Source organism: Pseudomonas sp. PDM28 (assembly GCF_019219115.1).
Taxonomy (GTDB): Bacteria; Pseudomonadota; Gammaproteobacteria; order Pseudomonadales; family Pseudomonadaceae; genus Aquipseudomonas; species Aquipseudomonas laurylsulfatiphila.
Map to the genome: position 1 here is coordinate 171,392 of NZ_JAHUWG010000008.1, position 25,867 is coordinate 197,258.

The 25,867-nt window shown below is 59.0% G+C and carries 30 protein-coding genes, 4 tRNA genes and 1 pseudogene; 12 read left to right on the top strand and 23 right to left on the bottom strand.

All coding sequences use genetic code 11. The features are described 5' to 3' along the window. Nucleotides 1-26: 26 nt before the first annotated feature. The 6 genes from clpP to KW841_RS19475 form a co-directional block, all read right to left on the bottom strand. A complete protein-coding gene (clpP, locus tag KW841_RS19450; RefSeq protein WP_007970761.1) occupies nt 27-662 on the bottom strand; it encodes an ATP-dependent Clp endopeptidase proteolytic subunit ClpP in 636 nt (211 codons plus the stop codon). Between the two features lie 93 nt (nt 663-755). After that, entirely contained in the window at nt 756-2,066 is a 1,311-nt protein-coding gene (gene tig, locus KW841_RS19455; protein ID WP_104447854.1) for a trigger factor, read from the bottom strand. Nucleotides 2,067-2,451: 385 nt separating this feature from the next. After that, nucleotides 2,452-2,527: transfer RNA gene (locus KW841_RS19460), tRNA-His, on the bottom strand. Nucleotides 2,528-2,604: 77 nt separating this feature from the next. After that, nucleotides 2,605-2,689: transfer RNA gene (locus KW841_RS19465), tRNA-Leu, on the bottom strand. A 56-nt stretch (nt 2,690-2,745) separates the two neighbouring features. Further along, nucleotides 2,746-2,821: transfer RNA gene (locus KW841_RS19470), tRNA-His, on the bottom strand. A gap of 32 nt (nt 2,822-2,853) precedes the next feature. Then, nucleotides 2,854-2,930: transfer RNA gene (locus KW841_RS19475), tRNA-Arg, on the bottom strand. Between the two features lie 274 nt (nt 2,931-3,204). On the opposite strand from KW841_RS19475, the gene folD reads away from it, so the two are divergent. Then, nucleotides 3,205-4,059, top strand: coding sequence for a bifunctional methylenetetrahydrofolate dehydrogenase/methenyltetrahydrofolate cyclohydrolase FolD (folD, locus tag KW841_RS19480; protein ID WP_008001570.1), 855 nt, complete (start codon nt 3,205-3,207; stop codon nt 4,057-4,059). Between the two features lie 237 nt (nt 4,060-4,296). Next, a complete protein-coding gene (gene pbpG, locus KW841_RS19485) occupies nt 4,297-5,235 on the top strand; it encodes a D-alanyl-D-alanine endopeptidase (RefSeq protein ID WP_218479194.1) in 939 nt (312 codons plus the stop codon). A 57-nt stretch (nt 5,236-5,292) separates the two neighbouring features. On the opposite strand, the gene KW841_RS19490 is transcribed toward pbpG, so the two are convergent. The 3 genes from KW841_RS19490 to KW841_RS19500 form a co-directional block, all read right to left on the bottom strand. Then, a complete protein-coding gene (locus KW841_RS19490) occupies nt 5,293-5,508 on the bottom strand; it encodes a hypothetical protein (RefSeq protein ID WP_218479198.1) in 216 nt (71 codons plus the stop codon). A 17-nt stretch (nt 5,509-5,525) separates the two neighbouring features. Further along, nucleotides 5,526-5,732, bottom strand: coding sequence for a DUF6021 family protein (locus KW841_RS19495; RefSeq protein WP_015094297.1), 207 nt, complete (start codon nt 5,730-5,732; stop codon nt 5,526-5,528). A gap of 95 nt (nt 5,733-5,827) precedes the next feature. Then, entirely contained in the window at nt 5,828-6,562 is a 735-nt protein-coding gene (locus KW841_RS19500) for a peptidase C39 family protein (RefSeq protein ID WP_218479202.1), read from the bottom strand. Between the two features lie 179 nt (nt 6,563-6,741). On the opposite strand from KW841_RS19500, the gene KW841_RS19505 reads away from it, so the two are divergent. Further along, nucleotides 6,742-6,909, top strand: coding sequence for a hypothetical protein (locus KW841_RS19505; RefSeq protein WP_007977134.1), 168 nt, complete (start codon nt 6,742-6,744; stop codon nt 6,907-6,909). Nucleotides 6,910-6,972: 63 nt separating this feature from the next. Here the strand turns inward: KW841_RS19505 and KW841_RS19510 are convergent, their stop codons facing one another. Both KW841_RS19510 and KW841_RS19515 read right to left on the bottom strand, forming a co-directional pair. After that, a complete protein-coding gene (locus tag KW841_RS19510; RefSeq protein ID WP_007977136.1) occupies nt 6,973-7,722 on the bottom strand; it encodes a TerC family protein in 750 nt (249 codons plus the stop codon). Between the two features lie 29 nt (nt 7,723-7,751). Further along, on the bottom strand, nt 7,752-7,994 hold the full coding sequence (locus KW841_RS19515) for a hypothetical protein (RefSeq protein ID WP_218479204.1): 243 nt from the start codon (nt 7,992-7,994) through the stop codon (nt 7,752-7,754). 220 nt (nt 7,995-8,214) lie between these two features. On the opposite strand from KW841_RS19515, the gene nhaR reads away from it, so the two are divergent. Beyond that, complete coding sequence (nhaR, locus tag KW841_RS19520) at nt 8,215-9,114, top strand: transcriptional activator NhaR (protein WP_007977140.1); 900 nt, start codon at nt 8,215-8,217, stop codon at nt 9,112-9,114. On the opposite strand, the gene KW841_RS19525 is transcribed toward nhaR, so the two are convergent. Continuing rightward, on the bottom strand, nt 9,101-10,264 hold the full coding sequence (locus KW841_RS19525) for an MFS transporter (RefSeq protein ID WP_104447859.1): 1,164 nt from the start codon (nt 10,262-10,264) through the stop codon (nt 9,101-9,103). The two genes, nhaR and KW841_RS19525, sit on opposite strands and share 14 nt — an antisense overlap. Before the next feature lie 467 nt (nt 10,265-10,731). Between KW841_RS19525 and sstT the strand changes: the two genes are divergently transcribed. Then, complete coding sequence (sstT, locus tag KW841_RS19530) at nt 10,732-11,964, top strand: serine/threonine transporter SstT (RefSeq protein ID WP_218479206.1); 1,233 nt, start codon at nt 10,732-10,734, stop codon at nt 11,962-11,964. A 202-nt stretch (nt 11,965-12,166) separates the two neighbouring features. Here the strand turns inward: sstT and KW841_RS19535 are convergent, their stop codons facing one another. From KW841_RS19535 to KW841_RS19560, 6 genes and pseudogenes are all read right to left on the bottom strand, one after another. After that, nucleotides 12,167-12,676, bottom strand: a complete 510-nt coding sequence (locus tag KW841_RS19535) for a DUF1993 family protein (protein ID WP_007977144.1) — start codon at nt 12,674-12,676, stop codon at nt 12,167-12,169. A 209-nt stretch (nt 12,677-12,885) separates the two neighbouring features. Further along, nucleotides 12,886-13,319 (bottom strand): annotated as a pseudogene (locus KW841_RS19540) (SDR family NAD(P)-dependent oxidoreductase); the annotation flags it as partial. A gap of 4 nt (nt 13,320-13,323) precedes the next feature. Further along, on the bottom strand, nt 13,324-13,494 hold the full coding sequence (locus KW841_RS19545) for a hypothetical protein (RefSeq protein WP_256357881.1): 171 nt from the start codon (nt 13,492-13,494) through the stop codon (nt 13,324-13,326). A 37-nt stretch (nt 13,495-13,531) separates the two neighbouring features. Then, nucleotides 13,532-13,972 carry a hypothetical protein gene (locus KW841_RS19550; protein ID WP_371319523.1) on the bottom strand — a complete coding sequence of 147 codons (441 nt, stop codon included), beginning with the start codon at nt 13,970-13,972 and terminating at the stop codon, nt 13,532-13,534. Between the two features lie 108 nt (nt 13,973-14,080). Then, nucleotides 14,081-14,563: a DUF4822 domain-containing protein gene (locus tag KW841_RS19555; protein ID WP_218479212.1), complete on the bottom strand. Its 483-nt coding sequence runs from the start codon at nt 14,561-14,563 to the stop codon at nt 14,081-14,083. Nucleotides 14,564-14,647: 84 nt separating this feature from the next. Further along, nucleotides 14,648-14,926 (bottom strand): hypothetical protein, encoded by a 279-nt coding sequence (locus KW841_RS19560; RefSeq protein ID WP_218479476.1) that lies wholly within the window; start codon nt 14,924-14,926, stop codon nt 14,648-14,650. A gap of 115 nt (nt 14,927-15,041) precedes the next feature. Here KW841_RS19560 and KW841_RS19565 point away from each other — a divergent pair, with 115 nt between their 5' ends. Further along, a complete protein-coding gene (locus tag KW841_RS19565; protein ID WP_116581577.1) occupies nt 15,042-15,686 on the top strand; it encodes a YceH family protein in 645 nt (214 codons plus the stop codon). Nucleotides 15,687-16,153: 467 nt separating this feature from the next. Here the strand turns inward: KW841_RS19565 and KW841_RS19570 are convergent, their stop codons facing one another. Continuing rightward, nucleotides 16,154-16,672: a cupin domain-containing protein gene (locus KW841_RS19570; protein ID WP_218479214.1), complete on the bottom strand. Its 519-nt coding sequence runs from the start codon at nt 16,670-16,672 to the stop codon at nt 16,154-16,156. A gap of 9 nt (nt 16,673-16,681) precedes the next feature. Next, complete coding sequence (locus tag KW841_RS19575; RefSeq protein ID WP_218479217.1) at nt 16,682-17,500, bottom strand: shikimate 5-dehydrogenase; 819 nt, start codon at nt 17,498-17,500, stop codon at nt 16,682-16,684. Nucleotides 17,501-17,746: 246 nt separating this feature from the next. On the opposite strand from KW841_RS19575, the gene KW841_RS19580 reads away from it, so the two are divergent. The 3 genes from KW841_RS19580 to KW841_RS19590 all read left to right on the top strand — a co-directional run bounded on the left by KW841_RS19580 (nt 17,747) and on the right by KW841_RS19590 (nt 18,852). Next, nucleotides 17,747-18,115 (top strand): hypothetical protein, encoded by a 369-nt coding sequence (locus tag KW841_RS19580; RefSeq protein ID WP_218479219.1) that lies wholly within the window; start codon nt 17,747-17,749, stop codon nt 18,113-18,115. Nucleotides 18,116-18,350: 235 nt separating this feature from the next. Next, nucleotides 18,351-18,545 (top strand): hypothetical protein, encoded by a 195-nt coding sequence (locus KW841_RS19585; RefSeq protein ID WP_007976845.1) that lies wholly within the window; start codon nt 18,351-18,353, stop codon nt 18,543-18,545. 115 nt (nt 18,546-18,660) lie between these two features. After that, on the top strand, nt 18,661-18,852 hold the full coding sequence (locus tag KW841_RS19590; RefSeq protein ID WP_095967442.1) for a hypothetical protein: 192 nt from the start codon (nt 18,661-18,663) through the stop codon (nt 18,850-18,852). Here the strand turns inward: KW841_RS19590 and KW841_RS19595 are convergent. After that, nucleotides 18,849-19,910, bottom strand: coding sequence for an AI-2E family transporter (locus KW841_RS19595; protein WP_007976839.1), 1,062 nt, complete (start codon nt 19,908-19,910; stop codon nt 18,849-18,851). The two genes, KW841_RS19590 and KW841_RS19595, sit on opposite strands and share 4 nt — an antisense overlap. Nucleotides 19,911-20,070: 160 nt before the next feature. Here KW841_RS19595 and yegQ point away from each other — a divergent pair, with 160 nt between their 5' ends. Continuing rightward, entirely contained in the window at nt 20,071-21,396 is a 1,326-nt protein-coding gene (gene yegQ, locus KW841_RS19600) for a tRNA 5-hydroxyuridine modification protein YegQ (RefSeq protein ID WP_218479221.1), read from the top strand. Between the two features lie 103 nt (nt 21,397-21,499). Here yegQ and KW841_RS19605 read toward each other — a convergent pair whose 3' ends face one another. Beyond that, nucleotides 21,500-22,363 carry a LysR substrate-binding domain-containing protein gene (locus KW841_RS19605; RefSeq protein ID WP_104447912.1) on the bottom strand — a complete coding sequence of 288 codons (864 nt, stop codon included), beginning with the start codon at nt 22,361-22,363 and terminating at the stop codon, nt 21,500-21,502. A gap of 96 nt (nt 22,364-22,459) precedes the next feature. Between KW841_RS19605 and KW841_RS19610 the strand changes: the two genes are divergently transcribed. Continuing rightward, nucleotides 22,460-23,371 (top strand): DMT family transporter, encoded by a 912-nt coding sequence (locus KW841_RS19610; protein ID WP_218479223.1) that lies wholly within the window; start codon nt 22,460-22,462, stop codon nt 23,369-23,371. Between the two features lie 156 nt (nt 23,372-23,527). Here the strand turns inward: KW841_RS19610 and KW841_RS19615 are convergent, their stop codons facing one another. After that, nucleotides 23,528-24,238 (bottom strand): FadR/GntR family transcriptional regulator, encoded by a 711-nt coding sequence (locus KW841_RS19615; RefSeq protein WP_007976831.1) that lies wholly within the window; start codon nt 24,236-24,238, stop codon nt 23,528-23,530. Between the two features lie 281 nt (nt 24,239-24,519). Between KW841_RS19615 and KW841_RS19620 the strand changes: the two genes are divergently transcribed. After that, the gene (locus KW841_RS19620) at nt 24,520-25,866 is read left to right on the top strand and encodes an MFS transporter (RefSeq protein ID WP_218479225.1); all 1,347 of its coding nucleotides are present in this window, start codon (nt 24,520-24,522) and stop codon (nt 25,864-25,866) included. Nucleotide 25,867 lies beyond the last annotated feature (1 nt).

Genomic DNA, 25,867 nt, shown 5'->3' on the forward strand with positions numbered 1-25,867 from the left:
ACCAACCTTATTTTGAGCTGCTTATTTTAAGCAGGGCGCTGACTGATCACTTCGTCGATCAACCCGTACTCGCGTGCGGCTTCCGCACTCATGAAATTGTCGCGGTTGGTATCGCGCTCGATTTCTTCAAGCGTGCGCCCGCTGTGTTTGGCCATCAGCGTGTTGAGACGCTCACGAATGAAGAGGATTTCCTTGGCATGGATTTCGATATCCGACGCCTGGCCCTGAAAACCACCCAGTGGCTGGTGAATCATCACACGCGAGTTCGGCAGGCAGTAACGCTTGCCCTGGGCACCGGCCGTCAGCAGGAACGCGCCCATGCTGCACGCCTGACCGATACAGGTGGTCGATACATTAGGCTTGATGAACTGCATGGTGTCGTAGATCGACATGCCCGCCGTCACCGAACCGCCCGGGGAGTTGATATAGAGATGGATGTCCTTGTCCGGGTTTTCCGCTTCAAGGAACAGCAGTTGCGCACAGATCAGGTTGGCCATGTAGTCCTCTACCGGGCCAACCAGAAAGATCACTCGCTCCTTGAGCAGGCGCGAGTAGATGTCGTAGGCGCGCTCGCCACGAGCGGACTGCTCGACAACCATCGGGACCAGGCCGCCTGCGGCCTGGATATCAGAGTTCTGCTGAATATACGAATTACGGAACATGCTCTGCAGTCACTCCCAAATAGTTATGTCTTGAATACGCATAAGCCAGCACGAAGGCTGGCTTATGGTGTTTGCTTCTTACCGCAAAAGTGATCAGTCGGCTTGTGGTGCTTCTACCGGCTTGACCGCTTCTTCGTAAGAGACCGATTTGTCGGTCACGCTAGCTTTCTGCAGAACAGTATCCACAACTTGCTCTTCCAGCACAACCGAACGAACTTCGTTCAGTTGCTGGTCGTTTTTGTAGTACCAGGACACAACTTGCTCAGGCTCCTGGTAGGCCGAAGCCATTTCCTGAATCATCTCGCGAACGCGGGTTTCGTCTGGCTTGAGGTCGAATTGCTTGACCACTTCAGCCACGATCAGGCCCAGCACTACGCGGCGCTTGGCTTGCTCTTCGAACAGCTCGGCCGGCAGTTGGTCAGGCTTGATGTTGCCGCCGAACTGCTGGACAGCCTGCACGCGCAGACGGTCAACTTCGTTGGACAGCAGAGCCTTTGGCACTTCGATCGGGTTGGTGGCCAGCAGACCGTCCATTACCTGATTCTTGACCTTGGATTTGATCGCCTGACGCAGCTCACGCTCCATGTTCTTGCGAACTTCGGCACGGAAGCCTTCCAGACCGGTTTCCTTGATGCCGAATTGAGCGAAGAACTCTTCAGTCAGTTCTGGCAGCTTTGGCTCGGAAACGGTGTTGACGGTCACGGTGAACTCGGCGGTTTTGCCAGCCAGGTCCAGGTTCTGATAGTCCTCTGGGAAAGTCAGGTTCAGAACGCGTTCTTCACCGGCCTTGGCGCCAACCAGGCCATCTTCGAAACCTGGGATCATGCGGCCGGAGCCCAGAACCAGCTGGGTACCCTTGGCGGAACCGCCAGCGAACACTTCACCGTCGACCTTGCCGACGAAATCGATGTTCAACTGGTCTTCGTTCTGGGCAGCGCGATCGGCCACTTCGAAACGGGTGTTCTGCTTGCGCAGGATTTCCAGCATCTTGTCCAGATCGGCGTCAGTCACGTCAGCGCTCAGACGCTCGACGGTGATACCGTCAAAACCGGCAACGGTGAACTCAGGGAACACTTCGAATACGGCTACGTATTCCAGGTCCTTGCCCGCTTCCAGGGATTTTGGCTCGATCGAAGGCTGACCAGCCGGGTTCAGCTTCTGCTCAACCACAGCTTCATAGAAGGAAGACTGGATCACGTCGCCTACAGCTTCCTGGCGAGCGTCAGCACCGAAACGGCGCTTGATTTCGCTCATTGGCACTTTGCCTGGACGGAAGCCAGCAATCTTGGCCTTTTGGGCGGTCTGCTGCAGACGCTTGTTGACCTGGCTCTCGATGCGCTCAGCCGGCACGGTGACGCTCATGCGGCGCTCAAGAGCAGTAGTATTTTCAACAGAAACTTGCATGGATATTCCTCGTTGCACAGACGTTAGCCGGCCGTTTCCGACCCCAGAATCAAGGGCATGCATTCTAGTGGGTCAAACTCAAGAAGTCACCCTACTGAAAACGGGTAAAAAAGCAGCAGGCAATTTATAGGTGCGAATGCACGAATGCACCTCGCCCCGATGGCAAATACAACCAATCACGCCAGGGCTCTGCGCCGACCATTCCTATATGGAAGAGGTCGCCAATCATCTCCCTGACAGCCGATCTCGCAAGCAGGACCGGCGGACAGGACAGCATCATCGAGAAACATAAATACGACGAAACGCCCCGCCCCTGCGACCCGGAACCGGCGGCCACTGAAACAAAAAAGGCGCCAGACTTTTCAATCTGGCGCCTTTCGAAATATGGGGTGGACGATGGGGATCGAACCCACGACAACGGGAGTCACAATCCCGTGCTCTACCAACTGAGCTACGCCCACCATATTGCCTGTTAAAGAAGCCAAACAACTTCTTTATGAAGTTCCAGCCAGGCCAACAGCCTGATTGAAGCTTTATTTGGTGCGGATGAAGAGACTCGAACTCTTACGCCTCGCGGCGCTGGAACCTAAATCCAGTGTGTCTACCAATTCCACCACATCCGCGGATGAAGCCGTTAAAGCAAAGGCGCCAGACTGTTAATCTGGCGCCTTTCGAAATATGGGGTGGACGATGGGGATCGAACCCACGACAACGGGAGTCACAATCCCGTGCTCTACCAACTGAGCTACGCCCACCATATCGCGTTACTTGTGCCAAAGCTGCCTAATGGCGCACCCGGCAGGACTCGAACCTGCGACCATCCGCTTAGAAGGCGGATGCTCTATCCAGCTGAGCTACGGGCGCCTTGTTAGCTGTACCCTTGGAGGACTACAAACTAAGTGCTTTCCAGTCTCGCAGAACCGTAATCCCGCTCAACCTTCTTAACCAGTGCTAGGCTGTGCCCGACAAGTGCGACGAATAGTATAGAGCCACCCGAAGGTCGTCAAATCCTTTTTAAAAAAAATTCATTTAATTAAAGGAGTTAGGGGAATTTGCAGACCAAGCGCCTTTGCCCTCACCGCATGACATGCGAGAATGCGTTCTCTTTTTTTCCCCTCTCGATGGTTAATCACGCGCAATGACTGCACAACTAATCGACGGCAAATCGATCGCCGCCAGCCTGCGCCAGCAGATCGCCCAACGTGTTACCGAGCGTCGCCAGCAAGGCCTGCGCACGCCCGGCCTCGCGGTGATCCTGGTCGGTAGCGATCCTGCCTCTCAGGTTTATGTCTCGCACAAGCGTAAAGACTGTGAAGAGGTCGGCTTTCTGTCCCAAGCTTATGACCTGCCTTCCGAAACCACTCAAGAAGCGCTGACCGAGCTGATCGATCGCCTGAACGACGATCCTGCGATCGACGGCGTTCTGCTTCAGCTTCCGCTTCCCGAACACCTGGACGCCTCCAGACTGCTGGAGCGCATTCGTCCGGACAAAGACGTCGACGGCTTCCATCCTTATAACGTCGGTCGCCTGGCCCAGCGTATCCCTCTGCTGCGCCCATGCACCCCCAAAGGCATCATGACCCTGCTGGAAAGCACCGGGGTCGATCTCTACGGGATGAATGCCGTGGTCGTCGGCGCGTCCAATATCGTTGGCCGCCCGATGGCGATGGAATTGCTGCTGGCCGGTTGCACCGTGACCGTCACCCACCGCTTTACAAAGGACCTGGCCGGGCATGTCGGCCGTGCGGACCTGGTCGTCGTCGCCGCCGGCAAGCCGGGCCTGGTCAAGGGCGAATGGATCAAGGAAGGCGCAATCGTGATCGATGTCGGCATCAACCGTCAGGACGATGGCAAGCTGGTCGGTGACGTGATCTACGAAACCGCCCTGCCCCGCGCCGGCTGGATCACTCCAGTGCCGGGCGGCGTTGGCCCGATGACCCGTGCCTGCCTGCTGGAAAACACCTTGTACGCCGCTGAAACCCTGCACAGCTGAGTTTCACAGCACACGCTGACAGCGAATCGAAGAGCCCCGCCCTTGGCGGGGTTTTTTTTGCCTGCGAAAAACGCTCGACCACCCGACGGAAAATGACATTTTTTTCATGTTTCTCAGGACTTTCGCCTGTTGTTTGAACAACCATCGACAGTTATTCAGCCATACTCCAGAATGTCGCGCTTTTTAAGAAATAGCCCGTTACAAAACGGCTTATCAACACTTTGTGAGTCTGCCAGCGTGAAAATCCGTCTTTCCATCCTGAGCCTATTTTTTGCAGTTACAGGGACTTTCCTCACGCCCATCGCCAGTGCTGACGAGACCACCGCAGCGCCACGAGATACGAAGACACTCAAGCTCGCTTCCGGCAGCTCCCTGCTGCTGGACATGCAGACCAACAAAGTCATCTATGCCAGCAACCCTGACGTGGTGGTGCCGATCGCTTCCGTCAGCAAGTTGATGACTGGCCTGGTCGTGGTTGAATCCCGACAGAACATGGACGAATACATCGACGTCAACATCAGCGACACACCGGAAATGAAAGGCGTGTACTCCCGGGTCAAGCTGCGCAGCGAACTGCCGCGCCGGGAAATGCTGCTGATTGCCCTGATGTCCTCGGAAAACCGCGCCGCCGCGACTCTGGCGCACCACTATCCGGGCGGCTATGCCGCGTTCATCGCGGCCATGAACGCCAAGGCCCGGGCACTGGGCATGACCAACACGCATTTCGTCGAACCAACCGGTCTCTCCCCGCGCAACGTGTCCACTGCTCGCGACCTGAGCAAGCTGTTGATCGCCGCGCACAAGTACCCGTTGCTGACCGAGCTGAGTACAACCAAGGAAAAGACCGTTTCGTTCCGTAAACCGAACTACAGCCTGGGTTTCCGCAACACCGACCATTTGGTCCGCAAGCCGGACTGGGACATCCTGCTGACAAAAACCGGTTTCACCAACGAAGCAGGCCACTGCCTGGTGCTGGTGACCCGAATGAGCAACCGCCCGGTGGCCCTGGTGATCCTTGACGCCTATGGCAAGTACACCCACTTTGCCGATGCCACGCGCATGCGTAACTGGGTAGAAAGCGGAAAGAGCGCGCAGGTGCCTTCCGTTGCATTGCAGTACAAGGCAGACAAGAACCTCAAGCAGCGGCAGACCGGCGTGGTTGAAGCGTCGAAGTAACCTTGCTGCAGACACATGAAAAAGCCCCGATCACTCGGGGCTTTTTTTGCCGGCTATTCAGTCGTTGGGCAGCGGCATCTGGTCATCATCCGGGATGCCGTCGCCGGTACTTGGATCTCTCCAACCTTTCGGCTTTTCAGTGGGCACCACGGTTGGTCGCGCCAGGGGATCGCGCAACGAGCTGTCCGGATCCATCACCGGATCGGTGCTTTGCTCGGGGGTCGTGGGGACGGTTTCCGGACGTTTGTCGTCGAAACTGGAATCGGTAGACATACACACCTCCATTGGACCTAAGGTTTCAGATCACCCAGTGGATCGTAGGGCTTGGCCGGAGCCTTGGGGTTGTCACCCGGCTTCACGTCCCTCGGTGCCTTGGCGGGCCCGATCGGGTCGACCTGAGGATCGGCAAGGTCCGGGGAGTCGGGATCGAAACCCAGCTCATCGCCAGAGGAATGTTCAGACGAGTGTGGACCGACGGGCGTTGTGGAGTGAGCCATGGGTGCCTCCTGATCTAGGCCCGGAACAATAATCCGGGCCCTTGAAGATCAGAGGCTGGCGGCGAGCGATGGTGCCCGCCGGGTGACCAACGGACTCAGTGTGCAGCCAAGGCCCTTTTAGCCTTCGCGGCCGCTTGTTCCTGGCCGGCCTGAGCCAGATCGTTGGCAGCCTTGAGCCAACGCTGCTGATCGACCTGAGCCGGGATCTGCGTCGGATTCTGGATCAGCACAGCCCAGCCACCGGCGTCCTTGAATGCCGACTCGAAGGCGCTGAAGCTCATCAGTTCGCGGCGATCCATCCCCGCGCGCAACAGGACCGTCTGCTTCTGGCGGTTGTAGCCGGCCAGAATGGCGTAACGCGGTTCGGCCCACATCGCCGAGCCCTCGGTGAAGCGCACCATCACCGGATAACCGGCAGCGACCTGCGTCAACAGGGCCGTAAGGTTGCTGTCGAGGGGATAAACCACCATCCCGTACTCACGGGCCAGGTTCTGCATGTTCTGTTGCAACTGCGCTTCGCCCCCCGGCAAATGCAAGGGCTTTTCGAGCAGGCCTGGAGTAATCACGATGCCCTGCTGGGACAGCATGCTGGCCAGCACCTGCGGCCCGCTTTGATACGCATCGCCCCGGTAGAATCGGCCGCTGAGTTCGACTCGCTCCGGCAAACGCTTGATCTCGGGCGCAACACTCCCGGCGCAGCCCGCCAGACTTGCCACGCAACCGGCCATCAGCATGGCCGACAAAATTCGAGAAAATACCCGCACCATCAGCTCTCTCTTGTTCAGGTTCAGACGCCAGGCAATCCCATTCCCGGCTCGGTCGTCGATCATAGGTCGCCGCGCTGCCCGGGTATAGCTCTAAACGGTAGTCGAGTGCATTCGATAGAGCGAACTGGTTGGTGACTGCCGACTTTCGGTCAATAGTCTGAAATGCATCAAGGGCTAGACTGATTGCTAAAGAGACGACAGCGAAGCGCGTGTGCCCGCAGCAGGGCAAAGAGGAGGCACAAATGAGCCTGACCATGATCATTGCGATGTTGATTGGCAGCTGGCTGGCAGTAGCCACCGCCATGCTGTGGGGCGTGCTGCGCATCACTCGCCGCCACCATCACCCTGCCCCGCCCGTCACGGTGCCAGAGGCGGACCAGACGCGAAGCCAACACGCCAACGCGCACTGACTTTCCTCACACAAACGAAAACGGCCGCCTGGGTTCAGGCGGCCGTTTCGTATTCATCTACCGTCAAGCGTCAGCGTTGACCTGCTTCTGCCGGGCCCGGCGGGACATCATGTTCAACACCTCGATCGAAGCCGAGAATGCCATGGCCGCATAGACGTAGCCTTTCGGTACATGGGCGCCGAAGCCTTCGGCAATCAGGGTCATGCCGATCATGATCAGGAAGCCCAGGGCCAGCATCACCACCGTCGGGTTGTCGTTGATGAACTTGGCCAGCGGATCAGCCGCAAACAGCATCACCAGCACCGACACCACCACCGCGATGATCATGATCGGCAAATGCTCGGTCATGCCGACAGCGGTAATGATGCTGTCGATGGAGAACACCATGTCCAGCATCAGGATCTGGCCGATCGCCGCAGCAAAGCCCAGGGTCACGGTGGATGTCTTCGACGTCGGATCATCCGGCGCCGGGTCCATGCTGTGATGGATCTCGGTGGTCGCCTTCCACAACAGGAACAGACCACCGGCGATCAGGATCATGTCTTTCCAGGAAAACGCGTGGCCGAGAATCTCGATCACCGGAGCGGTCAACTGGACGATGAACGCGATGGTGCTTAACAAGCCCAATCGCAGGATCAGCGCCATGCCGATACCGATGCGCCGCGCCTTCTGTCGGTGTTGCTCGGGCAGCTTGTTGGTCAGGATCGAGATGAAGATCAGGTTATCGATGCCGAGCACGATTTCCATCACCACCAGGGTGGCCAGGGCAACCCAGGCAGTGGGGCTGGCGGCAAGTTGTAAAAGGTAGTCCATGGGTCAGTCCTGACTCGTTGTAATACGGTTTAGATTTCCTGGGAGGAAGATTCGGTTTTTTCCGATTCTTTTTCCGGTGATTCTTTTTTGCTGAGCAACCCGCCGGTGGCATCGCTGAGCGCCTGTTCGGCGGCCTTGTGGGTATCGTCAATCGCCTGTTTGGCGCTTTCGGCGGCCTTGCCCATCAACTGTTGCGCGCTTTTCTCGGCCTGGTCGCAACCGGCCAGTACCAGTAAAGATGTGATCAACAGCGCCGTGGCTTTAATTTTCATGATGCTCCCTCGATAGAACGAACGGGACCTAAACGATGGCCCGTTGATAGCGATGCATTCTAGGGAAGCAAACACTTCAGGAAAATTCGTATTTTCAGCGGCTATACTTCGGCTTTTACGAATCCAGACCTTCTTGCTTTTATGTAGGAGCTGCCGAAGGCTGCGATCTTTAAATCAAAAGATCGCAGCCTTCGGCAGCTCCTACAGGGACTACGTACCTATGTTGAATTACCGACAACTGCATTACTTCTGGGTGGTGGCCAAGACCGGCAGCATCGTGCGCGCCTGCGAACAACTGAACCTCACACCGCAAACCATCAGCGGGCAGATTTCATTGCTGGAACAGACCTTTGGCATCGAGTTGTTTCGGCGCGTCGGACGGCAACTCGAACTGACCGAGGCCGGACGCCAGGCACTGCCCTACGCCGAGCAAATGTTCCAGCTGGGCGGTGAACTGGAATTGATGCTGCGGGCACAACCCAATGAACAGCAGATTCTGTTTCGCGTCGGCGTGGCCGACGTGGTGCCCAAGTCCATCGTCTATCGCCTGATCGCCCCGACAATGGAGCTGAGCGAACCGCTGCGCATCACCTGCCGCGAGGACAAGCTTGAACGTTTGTTGGCCGACCTGGCGATCCAGCGCCTGGACCTGGTGATCTCCGACAGCCCGATGCCGTCGCACCTGGACATCAAGGGCTACAGCCAGAAACTGGGTGAGTGCGGAATCAGCTTCTTCGCCACCCCTGAGCTGGCGGCACGTTTCGGTCAGGACTTCCCGCGCAACCTGCACGGCGCGCCGCTGCTGATTCCCGGCCCGGAAACCGTGGTGCGCAGCCGTTTGCAGCGCTGGTTCGCCGAGCAGCAGATCCAGCCGCAGATTGTCGGCGAGTTCGACGATAGCGCCCTGATGCAGGCCTTCGGCCAATCCGGCAGCGGGATCTTCATCGGCCCGAGCGTGATTGCCGATGAAGTGCAACGCCAGTATGGCGTGCAAGTGATCGGCCAGACCGACGCGGTGAGCGAGTCGTTCTATGCCATCTCAGTGGAGCGCAAGGTCAAGCACCCCGGCATTGTCGCCATTACCGAAGGTGCCCGACGCGAGCTGTTTACAGCGCTGTAACCGCTTCGCGCGGCTTGAACGTCATCAGGGCGATGGCCAGCAGGATCGAAGCCAGAATGAAAGCGGCGGCGGCAAAGCCAAGGCCTTGCAGACCGACGCTGTCGATCACCCGGCCACCGATCATCGCGCCCAGGCCGATGCCGAGGTTGGCCCCGGCGATGTTCAGCGACGCGGCAAATGCCGGCGCTTCGGGCGCGGCTTTCATCAGACGCACATGGCTGACCAGGAACAACGCCGCCTGAGTCACGCCCCAGATGCCCATCGCCGCCGCCAGACCGAGCGGCGAATGGATGTTCGGCACCAGCGCCACCAGGCCGGCAATCATGAACGCGCAGAACATCATCGACGCCATCAGCGGATGCCGATCCACCGCCCGGCCGCCCAGGGAGTTGCCGATCAACCCGACCGCACCGAAGCCCATCAGGCACCAGCCGACCACGGTGCCGTTGAAGCCGGCCAGACGCTCGAGGATGTCGGCCAGATAGGTGTAGGCCGTGAACATGCCGCTGAACACGATCACCGACAACAGCACATGACCGAGCATCAGCGGGCTGCGCAGGATCTTGAACTGCGACAGGAAGCTCACCTGATGCTGGTGCAGATTGGTCCTGGGCAAGTAGATAAACAGCAGCAACGCCTTGGCAAAGGCGATGACCGCCAGTATCGCAAAGGCACTGCGCCAGCCGAACGCATCGGAAATCAGCGTGCCCACCGGAATGCCGAACACCGTGGCGCAGACGATGCCGAAGCCGATCTTGGCAATGGCGCGACCGGCGTAATCCGGCCCGACGATGTCCACCGCCGTCTCGCTGGCCAGCGCCCAGAACACCGGCAACCCCAGCGCCGGGATCAACCGGGCAAACGCCATCACCCAGATGTTCGGCGCCAGCGCCGCCAGCGTATTGGCCAGGCCAAACAGGATCAGCACCGAGATGAACAGCTTGCGTCGCTCGAAGCGGGCGAACCAGGCCGTGAGGAACGGCCCGAACGCGGCCACGGTGAAAGCGAACAAGGTCACCAGCAAACCGGCCTGCGGGATGCTGACTTCCAGGTCCCTGGCGATCGCCGGCAACAGGCCAACGATGATGAATTCCGTGGTCAGCACCGTGAAACCGGCGGCAGACAACAGAAGAATGGGCAACAACCGCATGCACAACTCCAGAAAACGACGACACCAGCGATAGCCCGAAGGCCCACTGGCAGACATGAAAATGAGGATGGCGAATCTTAACAGAGTGTTTTCGGATGCGGTTGCACGAACCTGCAATTCGCGTTGAAGACCAGGGCGTCAGTTCGTCACAGGTCTGAAGGATCGTACCTGCGCTGTGATAAAGTCCGCGCCCTGAAAAAAGTACACCCTGTGGTTAATGCCGATTATTTAAGGGCAAAACCTGTGGGAGCGAGCTTGATCGCGATAGCGATGGATCAGTCAACATCAATGTTGAAGGTTATACCGTCATCGCGAGCAAGCTCGCTCCCACAAGAAATGCGACGTTCAACACCTTAAAAGACATTGATCCCTGTGTTTCCTTCTCGGTTTCCTGCCTGTGGCCTGCCCTGCTTGTTGCCGCAAACCTGCGAAACCATGCATTAATAAAAAATCAGAGATGCTGTTTTATGACTGCTTCATCCCCCTCTCTATTGCACCGCCTTAAACGCTTGAGCCTGGTCACGCAGATCGTGATCGGCCTGATCGCCGGTATTGCCCTGGCCCTGTTTGCCCCCGACGTGGCCAAATCCACGGCGTTCATCGGCAAAGTGTTTGTCTCCGCGCTGAAAGCCGTCGCGCCGATTCTGGTGTTCGTGCTGGTCATGGCGTCGATTGCCAACCACAAGCACGGCCAGGAAACCCACATCCGGCCGATTCTGTTCCTGTATCTGCTGGGCACTTTCGCCGCCGCCGTGGTCGCGGTGGTTGCCAGCATGACGTTCCCGTCGAGCCTTGTGCTGTCGACTCAGGACGTCGCGGTCACAGCGCCGGGCGGAATTGGCGAAGTGCTGCAAAGCCTGTTGCTGAGCGTGGTCGACAATCCGGTCAGCGCGCTGATGAACGCCAATTTCATCGGCATTCTGGCGTGGGCCATCGGCATGGGCATCGCCATCCGCCATGCCGGCGACACCACTCGTGAAGTGCTGGGCGACCTGTCCAATGGCGTGACCGTGATCGTGCGCCTGGTGATCAGCTTCGCCCCGCTGGGCATCTTCGGCCTGGTGGCCTCGACCCTGGCCACCTCCGGCTTCGGCGCCTTGATCGGCTACGCGCACCTGCTGGCCGTGCTGCTGGGCTGCATGCTGTTCGTGGCACTGGTGATGAACCCGATCATTGTCTTCTGGAAACTGCGCCGCAACCCGTACCCGCTGGTGCTGACCTGCCTGCGCGAAAGCGGCATCACCGCCTTCTTCACCCGCAGTTCGGCGGCGAACATTCCGGTCAACCTGGAACTGAGCAAGCGCCTGGGCCTGCACGAAGACACCTACTCGGTATCGATCCCGCTGGGCGCGACCATCAATATGGCGGGCGCGGCGATCACCATCACGGTGCTGACCCTGGCGGCGGTGCACACCCTGGGCATCGCCGTGGACATTCCGACCGCGATTCTGCTGAGCGTGGTTGCGGCGATCTGCGCCTGTGGCGCCTCGGGTGTGGCCGGTGGTTCGCTGTTGCTGATTCCGCTGGCGTGCAGCCTGTTCGGCATCCCGAGCGAAATCGCCATGCAGGTGGTGGCGGTCGGGTTCATCATCGGCGTGTTGCAGGACTCGGCGGAAACCGCGCTGAACTCGTCTACCGATGTGCTGTTCACCGCGGCGGCTTGCCTGGGTGAAGAGGCAAAAACAGAACGCCTGGCCTGACACAAATCCCTGTGGGAGCGAGCTTGCTCGCGATAGCGGTGGGTCAGTCAACATCAATGTTGAAGGTTACACCGCCATCGCGGGCAAGTCGAGTCGTCGCACCGCCGCTCCCACAGGGTCGGCGGTGTATTTGAAACATATGCGTGTATGAAAAAGCCCGCCAAGGCGTGAACCTTGGCGGGCTTTTTTGTACCTGGGCGGTTTAGAACGCGCCCATGTAGTCGCGCTTGCCCACTTCCACGCCATTGTGGCGCAGCAGTGCGTAAGTGGTGGTGACGTGGAAGAAGAACTGCGGCAGGCCGTAGGTCAGCAGGTAGGCTTGGCCACTGAAGCGCTTCTCTTTCGGCGTGCCCGGACGGGTGACGATCTCGATGCCTTCCTTGCCGTTGATCTGCTCCGGCGTGAACTCGCCGATGTAAGCCAGAACTTTGCTCAGCAGCGCTTGCAGTTCGGCGAAAGTGGTTTCGGTGTCGTCGTACTTCGGCACTTCAACTTCGGCCAGACGCGAAGAAACACCCTTGGCGAAATCAACGGCGATCTGCACCTGGCGCACCAGCGGGAACATGTCCGGGAACAGGCGAGCTTGCAGGAAGGCGTTAGGGTCGATGTTTTTTTCGGTGGCGTGAGCCTCGGCCTTTTTCAGTACATCGCTCAGGGCGTTGAGCATTTGCTGGAAAACAGGCACGGAAGCGTCGTACAGGGAAATGGTCATGGCAGGTCTCGTGTGATGACGGGAAGATCGCGGGAAACCTGTGGGAGCGAGCTTGCTCGCGATGGACGTGAACGATAACGCGTTCTGTCTGAATACACGCATCGCGCTGGAGTCCATCGTCGGAACGCCGCCCGGAGCAAGCTCGCTCCCACAGGGGTTCGATTTTGGCCGATTATAGCCGTGCGCCGCCCATCTGAGACCGGTCTTTTTCAGCTGCCGTACACTTTGGCCGCCGGGACCGCTTGCGTCAGCAGTTGCGCGACGGCATCGCCCATCTCGCCAACCGCCCAGCGGCCCTGCCGATCCAGTTGCGGGCCACGGCGCCAACCATCGGCGATCGACAACTTGCCGCCCTCGACTTCGAACATCTGCCCGGTCACCTCGGCGGACGCCTCGGAACCCAGCCACACCACCAACGGCGCGACGTTTTCCGGGGCGAAGTAGTCGAAGCCCTCTTCAGGCTTTTTCATGGTGTCGGCGAACACCTGCTCGGTCATCCCGTAACGACGCGGTTCAGCCGCCTGCACCAGCGTCAGCGAGGCAATACCGCCTTGGCCGCCGCATAATTGGACTGTCCAATGGAGCCCTGCAAACCTGCGCCGGAACTGGTGTTGATGATCCGCGCATCCACCTTGGCACCGCCCGTGTTAGACCATGGTGCTTTCGAACGGCGTGTGGCGGTCCCAGCCGACCACCAGGCCATCCCAGCCGCAGGCACCGAAGCCCTTCTCGGCGTTTTCCTGCACCAGCACGCGGTAATGACGCTCGTCCATTTTCAGGTACAAAAGCTCATCGTCGTCGCTAACCTTCATGCCCATTAGTACAGGTTCAAGACGCTGCGCATTGGCTCTATGATTACTGGGTAGACTTGGCTTCTCGCACTTTCTTTTGCTCTGCCAAGGCTATTTCTTTGAAATCATAGGTCGGAAAAAATTCTGTCCGGTAACTTCCCCACGCGGTGTTTTCAAGTGCGAGGTTGACCGCTGCGAGACGCGAGGCAGGCAGGCGTAGAACGATGACCTGTCCTATACCCATGGTTATATTCCAGCTGACAACCTCCACCCCGGCAGGAGGGAACACCTTGTAAAATTCCTGTTTGGCGAGTTGCTCTTTCAACTGTCCCAATGGTCGCGATTGATCGTGTTTCAGGAAAACAGTCAGCATGAGTGCATTATCTGGCGTGGCGATAGTATCTTTTGCGACCGAAGGCGTTGTCGGCTGTGCATGGGCGCCAGCGGAGTATATTCCGACCAACAGTAGCGCAGACATCAATAGCGTTCTGAACTTCATACTCATATTGCACCTTTTACTTTTTTTATGGATGCTGCTTCAGCGCGGCGTCATTTAAAGCGGGCGCTTTGAAATATCGAAATTATTACTTAATGAATGACCGCCGAAAGGCGTTTAGTGCGACATTGAGGTTTTTAAAGGTCCTCTGTAGGGCGCATGGACCACATAGATCCGGACAGGGGCATTGGTGTCTACCATGTCACGAGGCACCTCTCGTGAGTAGGTGAATTCTTCGTCACTCAACTTTTCCAGTCTTCTGATCACCGTCCTGACCGTTCCTTTATCAGGCACCAGGATATGCGTTGTTTTGTCACCGGTGACAAGAAAGTAACCGCCGCCGCCATAGTCATACTTTGATTGCCCGGTATCGGTATAAAAAAATTCATAGCGATTACGTCCGGGATCCCACATTGATATTCCAACAACACCCGGATATTTCTCCTTGACGTCTACTTCCGGGGTTCCCTCTATGTAAACCTTGGTTGTCAACCATTGAGGAGATGTGGCAAGTGCTTGAATATCAGTCTCATCCTCCATCTGCTTTCCGTGGCTGACAAGTGGACTGAGTAATCCAGCGAGGAGCAGACCTGTAAACATTGCGTTGTTTTTTTCGCATGAAACAATTCCTTGCTGAGTTTAATGGTGATGCTTGTTTGTTGTTTTTGCTCTCGTAAAAACCGATCACAGCGACCAGCTGATGAAATATAGGAGCGATATCAGCCACTCACAATACCCAGGTATATTTTTGCAACAATTGCAGCAGTAATTACCGTTAATAAAGGCCAACAAAATAATCGGCGTTTGGACCTCTTCGTCAAGCACCGAAGAATCCGAGACATCGGCAAGAAAGCCCTCGGCCGATGCGCGGATCATTTCCTGTTCGTCGCTGAATGCAAACTCCATCGCGGCGCCTTCTGCTCGTTTGGCGGGGCGCGCATGGCGCAACACCCCTTTGAGCATGAAGTCTGGCGCCAGCGGGACGCGGCAGAATCGTTAGCCTTGCCTAGTCCGAACGGGCGATGTCAAAGTGCACCCACGCAAGTGAAAAACATGAATCGGTTAAGGATGCAGAACCATGAGCACTGAGCAAGAGACGACTTTTGACGAACCACGGCTCAACAGCACGGAAATCCGCATTCTGGGTTCGTTGATCGAGAAAAAGGCCACCAGCCCGGAAACCTATCCCCTGACCCTCAATGCCCTGGTGATCGCCTGCAACCAGAAAACCAGCCGCGAACCGGTGATGAACCTGACGCCGGGCCAGGTCGGCCAGAGCCTGCGCGCGCTCGAAGGGCGTGGCTTCGCCAGGCTGGTGATGGGCAGCCGTGCCGACCGCTGGGAACACAAGGTCGACAAGGCCCTGGAACTGGTACCGGCGCAGGTGATCCTGACCGGGCTGATGTTTCTGCGCGGCCCGCAGACCGTCAATGAACTGCTGACCCGCAGCGGCCGCATGCATGAATTCGAAGACGCCGAACAGGTCGTGCATCAACTCGAACGACTGATTGCCAGGGGCCTGGCCGTGCTGATACCGCGTCAGGCCGGCCAGCGCGAAGACCGCTATACCCACGCCCTCGGTGATCCGGCAGATATCGAGGCAATCATGGCGGCCCGGCAGAACCCGTCCGAGCGCGGCAGCAGCGGTGTTTCGGTAGAACGGATCGAAGAGCTGGAAGCGCGGATTGCGGCGCTGGAAGAGCGGTTGGCACGGCTGGAATAGCCTGGATTTTTGCCTGACACAAAACCTATGGGCTGACTGACATTTGAGATTGACACAAAACCTGAGGGAGCGGGCTTGCTCGCGAAAGCGGATTGTCAGTCACATCAATGCTGGATGTGCCGACGCTTTCGCGGGCAAGCCCGCTCCCACAGTGGATCGGTGGACCGACTGGCATTTGTGATTGACACAAAACCTGTGGGAGCGGGCTTGATCGCGAAAGCAGTTTGTCAGTCACATCAATGTTGGATGTGCCGACGTTTTCGCGGGCAAGCCCGCTCCCACAGTGGATCGGTGGACCGACTGGCATTTGTGATTGACACAAAACCTGTGGGAGCGGGCTTGCTCGCGAAAGCAGTTTGTCAGTCACATCAATGCTGGATGTGCCGACGCTTTCGCGGGCAAGCCCGCTCCCACAGTGGAGCTGTGGACTGACTGGCATTTGTGATTGGCACAGAACCTGTGAGAACTTACTCCCCGTCCCAGTAATCCACCCCATCGGCCTGCCGGGCCACCGCAACAAATCCCGAAGCATTGCCCTCGGCATCGACCTTGAAGTCATCCATCACGGCATATTTGCCGGAATCCGGGTATTCGCAGATCTCCGGCGATTGCTGGGTGCTGACGGCCAGATAGCGCAACTCGCCGTTGCTGGAATTGATGATCTGATGGGCCTTTTCAGGGCCCCCAGGTGGACAGGCGATCACATCACCGGCGCGGATTGGAAAGCGTTCGGATCCCAGGCGGACCTGCCCTTCCCCGGCCACGACGTAGAACATTTCCTCATTGACCCGATGACTGTGGAACGGACTGCCGCGCATGCCCGGCTCGAGCACATACAGGCGATATCCCAGCTTTTGCGCCCCCAGTTGCTGACCGACACGGGCCAGACGCTGCTGATAGCGACCGGCGGTTTCACCGGTCGGCGCAAACGCTTCGGGCAGCGGTTCAAGCTCGACAGTGTTCAGATTGAGAATGGGCGGGTGCATGGACACCTCCTAGCTGCGGGCAAACGCCACGGCCTTCTGGAACTGCTCATCCGTCGGCCGTACACCGGTATAGAGCACAAATTGCTCCAGCGCCTGGATCGCGATCACTTCCAGCCCGGTGATGACCCGCTTGCCTTCGGCACGGGCACGCACGATAAGCGGCGTTTCCGAGGGGATCGCCACCACATCGAAGACGGTGCCTGCTTTTTCGATCACATCGCCCTCGAAGGCCAGTTGCTCGGCCTCCGGCCCTCCCGTCATGCCGATCGGGGTGACATTAACCAGCATCTGCGGGCGACGACTGCCCAACTCTGCCTGCCACTCATAGCCCAACGACTGCGCCAGAGCCTGCCCGGCGCGCTCGTTGCGGGCCACGATCAGGCCGTTCTCATAGCCGCCATCGCGCAAGGCGCTCGCCACGGCCTTGGCCATGCCGCCGCTGCCGCGCAGGGCAAAGCTCGAGTCCTTGGGCACCTGGTGTTTTTCCAGCAACTGGGCAACGGCGATGTAATCGGTGTTGTAGGCCTTGAGATGACCGTCGGTGTTGACGATGGTGTTGATCGATTGAATGGCGGCGGCAGAGGCGTCGAGTTCATCCACCAGGGCAATGCAGGCTTCCTTGAACGGCATCGACACGCCACAACCACGAATGCGCAGGGCGCGAATGCCGGCGACGGCGCCCGGCAGGTCCTGGCTGGCAAAGGCCTTGTAGTAGAAGTTCAGGCCCAGTTGTTCATACAGATGATTATGAAAACGCAGGCCAAAGTTCCCGGGGCGCCCTGAAAGGGACATGCACAGCTGGGTGTCTTTGTTAGGGTTCATCTGCATGGCAAAGCTCCTTCAAATGCACTTTTCGGATAGACGGGATTAGCCGTCCATCGGGATCTGATCGATCATGAAAGCCTGGACGCGCGGGCTTGAACAGGTCGGTAAGAAAGTCGGTACAGACCTTACACAAAATTTACCTGGCGACCGTGCTGTTTTTCGAAAAAAAGCTGTCTTAGAAGTATCCCCGCGACAATCCCTGGGTCTATTGCAGACACAGGCGCCGGGCTGAAGAAACGAGGAACTATCATGATCCGTAAAATCCCCACAGTAGCCTTGCTGATCGGCGCCCTCGCTATCGCGGGACAGGCGCAAGCCCATGGTGGTGGTAATTACTGGCAGGGTCCGGCGGTGTTTGGCGCGATCGTCGGTACTGCCATCGTAGGTTCGGCTCTGATCAACGCCAACCGCCCGGTCTATGTCGCGCCGCAACCGGTCTACGCCCCGCCGCCTCCGGTTTATTACGCGCCACCGCCCCCGGTTTACTACCAGCCGGCCCCGGTCTACGTGCAGCAACCGATCTACTACCGCCCGGCCCCGGTTTACTACGGACCACCCCGTGGTTACTACGGCCCGCCACGTGGCTACTACTACGGCCCGCGACACGGCCGCTGGTAACGAATTCATCAAGCCCCGCTGAAACAGCGGGGCTTTTTTGTGCCCGCTGATCGATACAGGTCTGGATAAATCTCGCCAAGGTCGCTATCGGGACAGTGCGCGCGGCAGAAACGGGCAAGATGGACTCGACCGGTTTTCTGCCGTGTGGCGAAAAACGGTCATATTTTTGTCATGACAGATCCGCAAGCTCGGTGCTGTCCGTCGAAAACAGGTTGATAACAACAAGGACGACCACATGCCAACGCAAAACCCGCACCGCATCGTCGGTCTGTGCACCTCCAGCAAGGTGTACAACGCACTGACCGAACTCAAGCACCTGGAAGGTCATCGCAGCGCCAAGTTTCTCTCGCTGCTGACGCAAAACCTGGTGCGCAAGGGCCTGCTCAACGAGCAGGAAGTGGTCAATATGCTCGATCAGGTGGTCAACTGACCGACCAACGGTCATTTGCCCCCGCTGGCATCAATGACCACTATCGAAAGCGTTGATTACTCCTCGAGGCACCCGGACCTTAAAGTAGCTCCACAGATTGATGGAGGTACTTTTCATGTCCCAGGTTCAGATCATGTCCGTTATCGGCAGCGCCGTCCCCGCACAGCTCAGAGAGCTGGGCATGCTCGCCTGCTGGTATCTGGTGCAGGACGGTGTGCAGATCAGCGGCCCGCTCACTTCGCTGCCCGCCGCCCGGGAGCTGTCGCAACGCATCGGCACCGGCCAGTCCGGCAGGCTCAGCGCCTAGGGCAGCTGCACCCGCGGTTTGGTTTCGATGAAAATGTCCCAGCTGGCCATGAACAGGGCCGCGATCAACGGGCCAATGACAAAGCCGTTCAGCCCGAAAATCGCCAGGCCGCCGAGGGTCGATATCAGGATCATGTAATCCGGCATCCGGGTGTCCTTGCCCACCAGAATCGGTCGAAGCACGTTATCCACCAGGCCGATCACGAAGATCCCGAACAATCCCAGCACCACGCCCTGCCAGATCGCCCCGGTGAGCAGGAAAAACGCGGCCACCGGCACCCAGACAATCCCCGCCCCCACCGCCGGCAACAGCGACAGAAACGCCATCAACACCGCCCAGAGCAATACGCTGGGAATGTCCAGGAACCAGAAAATCAGGCCACCCAGCGCGCCTTGTGTGATCGCCACCAGCAGGTTGCCCTTGACCGTAGCCCGTACCACGCGATTGAACTTGAGCTGCAAACGACGTTTCTGCTGTTCCTCCAACGGCACCGCCGCACGCACCTTGCGCGCCAGTTCCGCGCCGTCGCGCAGGAAGAAGAACAGCAGGTACAGCATGATGAAGAAACTGACGATGAACTCGAACGTGCCCTGGCCAAAAATGAAGGCCTGGGCGGCCAGTTCCTGTCCACCGGTCATCGCACTCTTGACGATTTTTTCTCGCAAACCGTTCAGCTCGCCCATGCCGAAGCGATCCAGCAGGTGCTGGAAATACGGCGGCAGGATGTGCTTGAACTGCGCCACGTACCCGGCGATGTCCAGTTCGCCGCTCTCGATGTTCTTGTAGAGCGCGGCCCCCTCCTGGATCAGGAGGATGCTGAGGACTATCACTGGCAGGATCGCAATCAACAGGCAGATGCTCAGCGTGAGCAGTGACGTGAGGTTGCGCTCCCAGCCGAACTTCAGCTGCAGCCGCCGTTGCAGCGGTGCAAAGAGGATGCCGAGAATTACCGCCCAGAACACAGCGCCGTAGAACGGCAGCAGGATCCAGATGAAGGCGATGCTCACCAGGGCCAGAAGGATCGTCAGCGATCTGTCTTTCAGGGTTTCTTCGTTCATATCCGATCCATGCCCGCCGGGACGCAACACTTGGGCCCTGATGTTTAGTCCGCGACGGCTCGCGCGAGTGCCATCTCTTTGTTGACCAGACATGGATCCAGGTCAATAAACGCTCCGTGCCGAGCGTTTATCCTGCGCGGCTTTTGCGACCGACACCGCCATGAACCTCACCGCGCCAGAACTGCTCGCCCCCGCCGGCACCCTGAAAAACATGCGTTATGCCTTCGCCTATGGCGCCGATGCCGTGTACGCCGGCCAGCCGCGCTACAGCCTGCGGGTGCGCAACAACGAATTCGACCACGCCAACCTCGCCCTCGGCATTCGCGAGGCCCAGGCACAGGGCAAGCGCTTCTACGTGGTGGTGAACATCGCGCCGCACAACGCCAAGCTCAAGACCTTCCTCAAGGACCTTGAACCGGTGATCGCCATGGCCCCCGATGCGCTGATCATGTCCGACCCTGGCTTGATCATGCTGGTGCGCCGGCACTTCCCGCAGATGCCGGTCCACCTATCGGTGCAGGCCAATACCGTGAACTGGGCCAGCGTCGAGTTCTGGCAGCAACAGGGCTTGAGCCGGATCATCCTGTCGCGGGAGCTGTCGCTGGAAGAGATCGCCGAGATCCGCGGGCAAGTGCCTGCCATGGAACTGGAAGTGTTCGTGCATGGCGCGTTGTGCATGGCCTATTCCGGGCGCTGCCTGCTGTCGGGGTACATGAACAGGCGCGACGCCAATCAGGGCTCCTGCACCAACGCCTGTCGCTGGAAATACACGGCGCAGCCGGCCACGGAAAACCAGCTGGGCGAGATCGTGCAGACTTTCGATCCCGAACCGACCCTGGGCATCGGCGCACCCACCGATCAGGTGTTCCTGTTGCAGGAAGCCAATCGTCCCGGCGAACAGATGCCCGCCTTCGAAGACGAACACGGCACGTACATCATGAACGCCAAGGATCTGCGTGCCGTGCAGCACGTCGAACGCCTGACGCAGATGGGCGTGCACTCGCTGAAAATCGAAGGCCGGACCAAATCGCACTTTTATTGCGCGCGTACTACCCAGGTTTATCGCCGGGCCATCGACGACGCAGTGGCGGGCCGGGCCTTCGACCGCGGCCTGATGAGCGACCTGGAATCCCTCGCCCAGCGCGGCTACACCGAAGGTTTTCTACGCCGGCATGTGCATGACGAATACCAGAACTACCAGAACGGCAGCTCAGTGTCGGAACGACAACAGTTTGTCGGTGAACTGACCGGGCAGCGCCGGGATCGCCTGGCCGAGGTCAAGGTGAAAAACCGTTTCGGCGTGGGCGACCACATGGAGCTGATGACGCCCAAGGGCAACTTCCACTTCGACCTGCATCAGCTGCAGAACGCCAAGGGTGGAGCGATCGACGTTGCACCGGGGGATGGGCATACGGTGTATTTGCCGATACCGGATGCGGTGGATCTGAGTTTTGGCCTGCTGATGCGGGATATCAACATGCCGTAATCCCTGTGGGAGCGGGCTTGCTCGCGAAGGCGGTGTGTCAGTCAATATTGACTTTGAATGTGCCGCCCCCTTCGCGAGCAAGCCCGCTCCCACAGGTACTGCGTCAGGCAAATTCTTCGCGGAGCATCGCCACGAACGCCTCACGCGCCGGGTGTACCCCGGCGTTTTCATGCCAGTAAAACAGGTTGTCGACGGCGGTCAGCTCAGGGAACTCAAACCCCGCGCACCCCGCGCCTTTGGCGTATTGGTCGAAGATCCCCTTGGGTACCAGCGCCACGCCGGCCCCGGCACTGACGCAACCGACAATCGCGCCATAACTGGCCAGGCTGACAATCGGCAGTGCCTGCCCCTGTCGCAGCAACCAATGCTCCAGCGCCGCCCGGTACGGACAGCCCTGGGGCCACATGAACACAGTCTGGTCCTGCAAATCGCTGATGTCGCGCAACGGCCCCAGGGATGTCGAGGCGATCAGCAGCAACTCTTCGCGGTACATCGGCGTGCGCTTGAGGTGCGAACGCTCGACGTCGACCGCGACGATGGCGCCATCAAGCTTGTGATTGAGCGTGTCATCGAGCAGTTGCCCCCAGGCGCCGGTGGTCAGCTCCAGCGCCACCTGCGGGAAACGCTTGTGGAATTTCGCCAGCAAGCGCGGTAAACGCCCGGTGGCCGACGATTCGATGGCGCCGATGCGCAACGGCCCTGAGGGTTCGGCCGAAGGGTCGACCGCCCGCTTGGCCTCGGCGGTCAGGGCGAGAATTTTCGAGGCGTAGGCCAGGAAGGTCTGCCCCGACGGGCTGATACGCAGCCCTCGGCCTTCGCGCAGGAACAGCGCGACACCCAGTTCAGCCTCGAGGGCCTTGATCCGTGCCGTGATATTGGACGGCACGCAATGCAGCAATTCGGCTGCGCGGGCAATGCTGCCGACGTCGGCCACGGTCTTGAACATGCGAATCTGTGCCAGCTCCATACATCACCCATAGTGAACGGTTAGCGCAGTATAAGTCAGTTGTGGCGAACGATAGGCTTTCTGATACTCCGTGCATCAGCCCACAGGTGCACGACCATGACGCCGCTCACACCCTCTCTCGTTTCACCCTGGAAAATCATTCTGGCCATGGCGTTTGTCGTGGCGTGCTGGGGCTACTCCCCGACCGGCATTCATATCGGCTTGCAGGCCTACGACCCCGTGCACCTGGCCCTGCTGCGCTTCCTGCTGGCCTCCGTGTTCATGGCCGTGGTCGCGGTCATCAAAGGCATCCGCCTGCCCAGCCTGCGAGACTTGCCGCTGATGTTCGGCCTGGGGTTCTTTGCCGTGAGCCTGCATCACGTGGCGATCAACTTCGGGCAGCAGGGTGTCAGCGCTGGCGCTTCGAGCGTCCTGGCCCAGACCACGCCGCTGTTCAGCACATTGATCGCGCGCTTCGTGTTCAAGGATCAGGTGAGCCTGTGGCGCTGGGGTTGTGTGCTGCTCGGGTTGTTTGGCGTGGTGATAGTGGTAGCGGGCGATCATGGCCTGGGCAGCATTGACGCCCACGGCTTGTTGATCCTGCTGGCGGCGGTGTCCTGGAGCCTCTACTTTGCCCTGCAAAAACATCACACCGGGCGTTACGACGGGCTGACGCTGGTGTGCTACACGGTGTGGTCCGGTACGGTGCTACTGCTGATTTTTCTGCCCGGCCTTGTGGATCAAGTCGCCCTGGCGCCGCTGCGCGTGCAGTGGGCAGTGATTGCCTTGGGGATATTCCCCAGTGCCCTAGCGTACCTGGCCTGGGCCTATGTGCTGGCGCATGTCGATTTGAGCCGGGCGACCATGACGTTGTATTTGACGCCGCCGACGGCGATGGCGATGGCGTCTTATGCGCTCGGCGAACGGCCGACGTTGATGATCGTGGTCGGCGGGCTGGTGGTGTTGGCGAGTGTGCTGGCGTTGAATCTGGAGCGGCGGGCTGTGGTTGTTCAGGCTGTCAGGGTCTGATTCAGGTTTTTCGCTGTCAGGTCTGGCGCTATCGCGAGCAAGCTCGCTCCCACAGGGTTTCATGGTTGCCGCGGTTCCTGAGCACGACCCAGAACCTGTGGGAGCGGGCTTGCTCGCGAAGAACGATGACTCGGTGCCACTGAAAACCAGACAAACTCAGCTAGCCGAAAACCGGTCACGACTGTTGGTCAGGTGCAACCACATCGCCGCCCGCGCCGCGTCCGGGTCCTGGCGCTTGATGGCATTGAGGATCGCCTCGTGCTCAAGATTGGCCAGCTCGCCGAGCTTGCTCAAGTCCACGGCCCCCCGCTCGGCGGCATTGACCCGGGTGCGCGGGATCATGGCGCTGCCCAGGTGCTGCATGATTTCGGTGAAGCAGACGTTGCCGGTGGCTTCGGCGATCAGCAAATGAAAACGCCGGTCCGCCTCGACACAGCTGTCGTTGTTGGCCAGCAGGCTTTGATAATCGTCCAACGCTTCACGCATCTGCGCCAGTTGCAGATCGGTGCGGCGAGTTGCCGCCAGCGCCGCCGCCTGGGTTTCCAGGCCCATGCGCAACTCCAGAATGCTGCGCACCCCCAACGCCGTGTCGACATTCAGCCGCAGCCCCTGCTCCGGCGCGCGCTCGATCACGAACGTGCCAATTCCATGCCGGGTCTCCACCAGCCCCGAGGCCTGCAACTTCGAGATCGCCTCGCGCACCACCGTGCGACTGACACCGTGCTCCTGAACGATGGTGTTTTCCGACGGCAGCTTGTCGCCGGGCAACATCTGGCCGAGCAGGATGCGCTGGGTCAGTTTCTCCACCAGGTCATGGGCCAGGTTGTGGCTGCGCTTGCGGGCGGGTGCTTCGAGGTCTTCTTGCATGAAGGTGTCCGGAAATCAGGGCTATCGAATCGTAGCACCGCGCCGGGCGGGAATCCTGAAAAATCTCGCCGAGCTTGTATGACAACATTCAACAATCAGCCCATATTGATTCGTTTTAAAGGCCACACGCCACCACTAACAGAATAAAAAACCTCTAGTAAAGCGCCATTTCATTGAACAAAGACGGTTGCAAGATCAAAAAACCTAGTTGTATGATGTCTATCAACAACGCAGCACCCAGATTCACCCCCGCATAAAAATAACGAGTGGGAGAAAACGCAGTGAATACATCCGTCTCCGGGATGCACGACGACGCCAATTCAGCGCTGAAGTCCGCCATCGCCAAAGTCAAACGTCACGTCTTGCCGCTGTTCGTCATCATGTTCATCGTCAATTACATTGATCGAGTGAACATCGGTTTCGTCCGCGCCCACATGGAACACGACCTGGGCATTGGCGCTGCCGCCTACGGCCTCGGCGCCGGTCTGTTCTTCATCGGTTATGCGCTGTTCGAAGTGCCCTCCAACATCCTCCTGCAAAAAGTCGGGGCGCGTATCTGGCTGACGCGAATCATGCTGACCTGGGGCCTGGTCGCCGCGGGCATGGCGTTCATCCAGAACGAAACCCACTTCTATATCCTTCGATTTCTGCTGGGCGTGGCCGAGGCCGGGTTCTTTCCCGGGGTGATCTACTACTTCACCCGCTGGCTACCTGGGGTGGAGCGCGGCAAGGCGATTGCGATTTTCCTCAGCGGCTCGGCGATTGCCTCGCTGATCTCCGGTCCCCTGTCCGGTTTGCTGCTGCAAATCAGCGGACTCGGCATGCATGGCTGGCAATGGATGTACTTCATCGAAGGCATGTTCTCGGTGGGTCTGTGTGTTTTTGTCTGGTTCTGGCTCGATTCCAAACCCCACGATGCCAAATGGCTGAGCCGCGACGAGCAGGACGCGCTGGTCAAGGCCATCGACGACGAACAACTGGCCCGCGAAGCCGCCACACCGATCAAGCCGTCGCTGGGCAAGCTGCTCAAGGACCGACAGATCATCCTGTTCTGCCTGATCTACTTCTTCATCCAGCTGACCATCTACGCTGCGACCTTCTGGCTGCCGAGCATCATCAAGAAGATGGGCGACCTCAGCGACTTCCAGGTCGGAATGTTCAACTCGATCCCGTGGCTGCTGTCGATTGTCGGCATGTATGCCTTCGCCTCGTTGTCGGCCAAGTGGAAGCATCAGCAAGCCTGGGTCGCCGCGGCCCTGCTGATCGCCGCTGCCGGGATGTTCATGTCCACCACCGGTGGGCCGGTCTTCGCCTTCGTCGCGATTTGCTTCGCGGCGCTGGGTTTCAAATCGGCCTCGTCGCTGTTCTGGCCGATTCCCCAGGCTTACCTGGACGCACGCATCGCCGCCGGTGTCATCGCGCTGATCAATTCGGTGGGCAACCTCGGCGGTTTCGTCGCGCCAACCACCTTCGGTCTGCTGGAGGAACGCACCGGCTCCATCCAGGGCGGACTCTATGGCTTGGCCGCGACCTCGATCATCGCCGCGATCATCGTCTTTGCCGCACGCAACAAACCCAAGGTCGCCCCCATCACCGCACCGGGCAAACCAGCGCCCCACCACGCCTGAA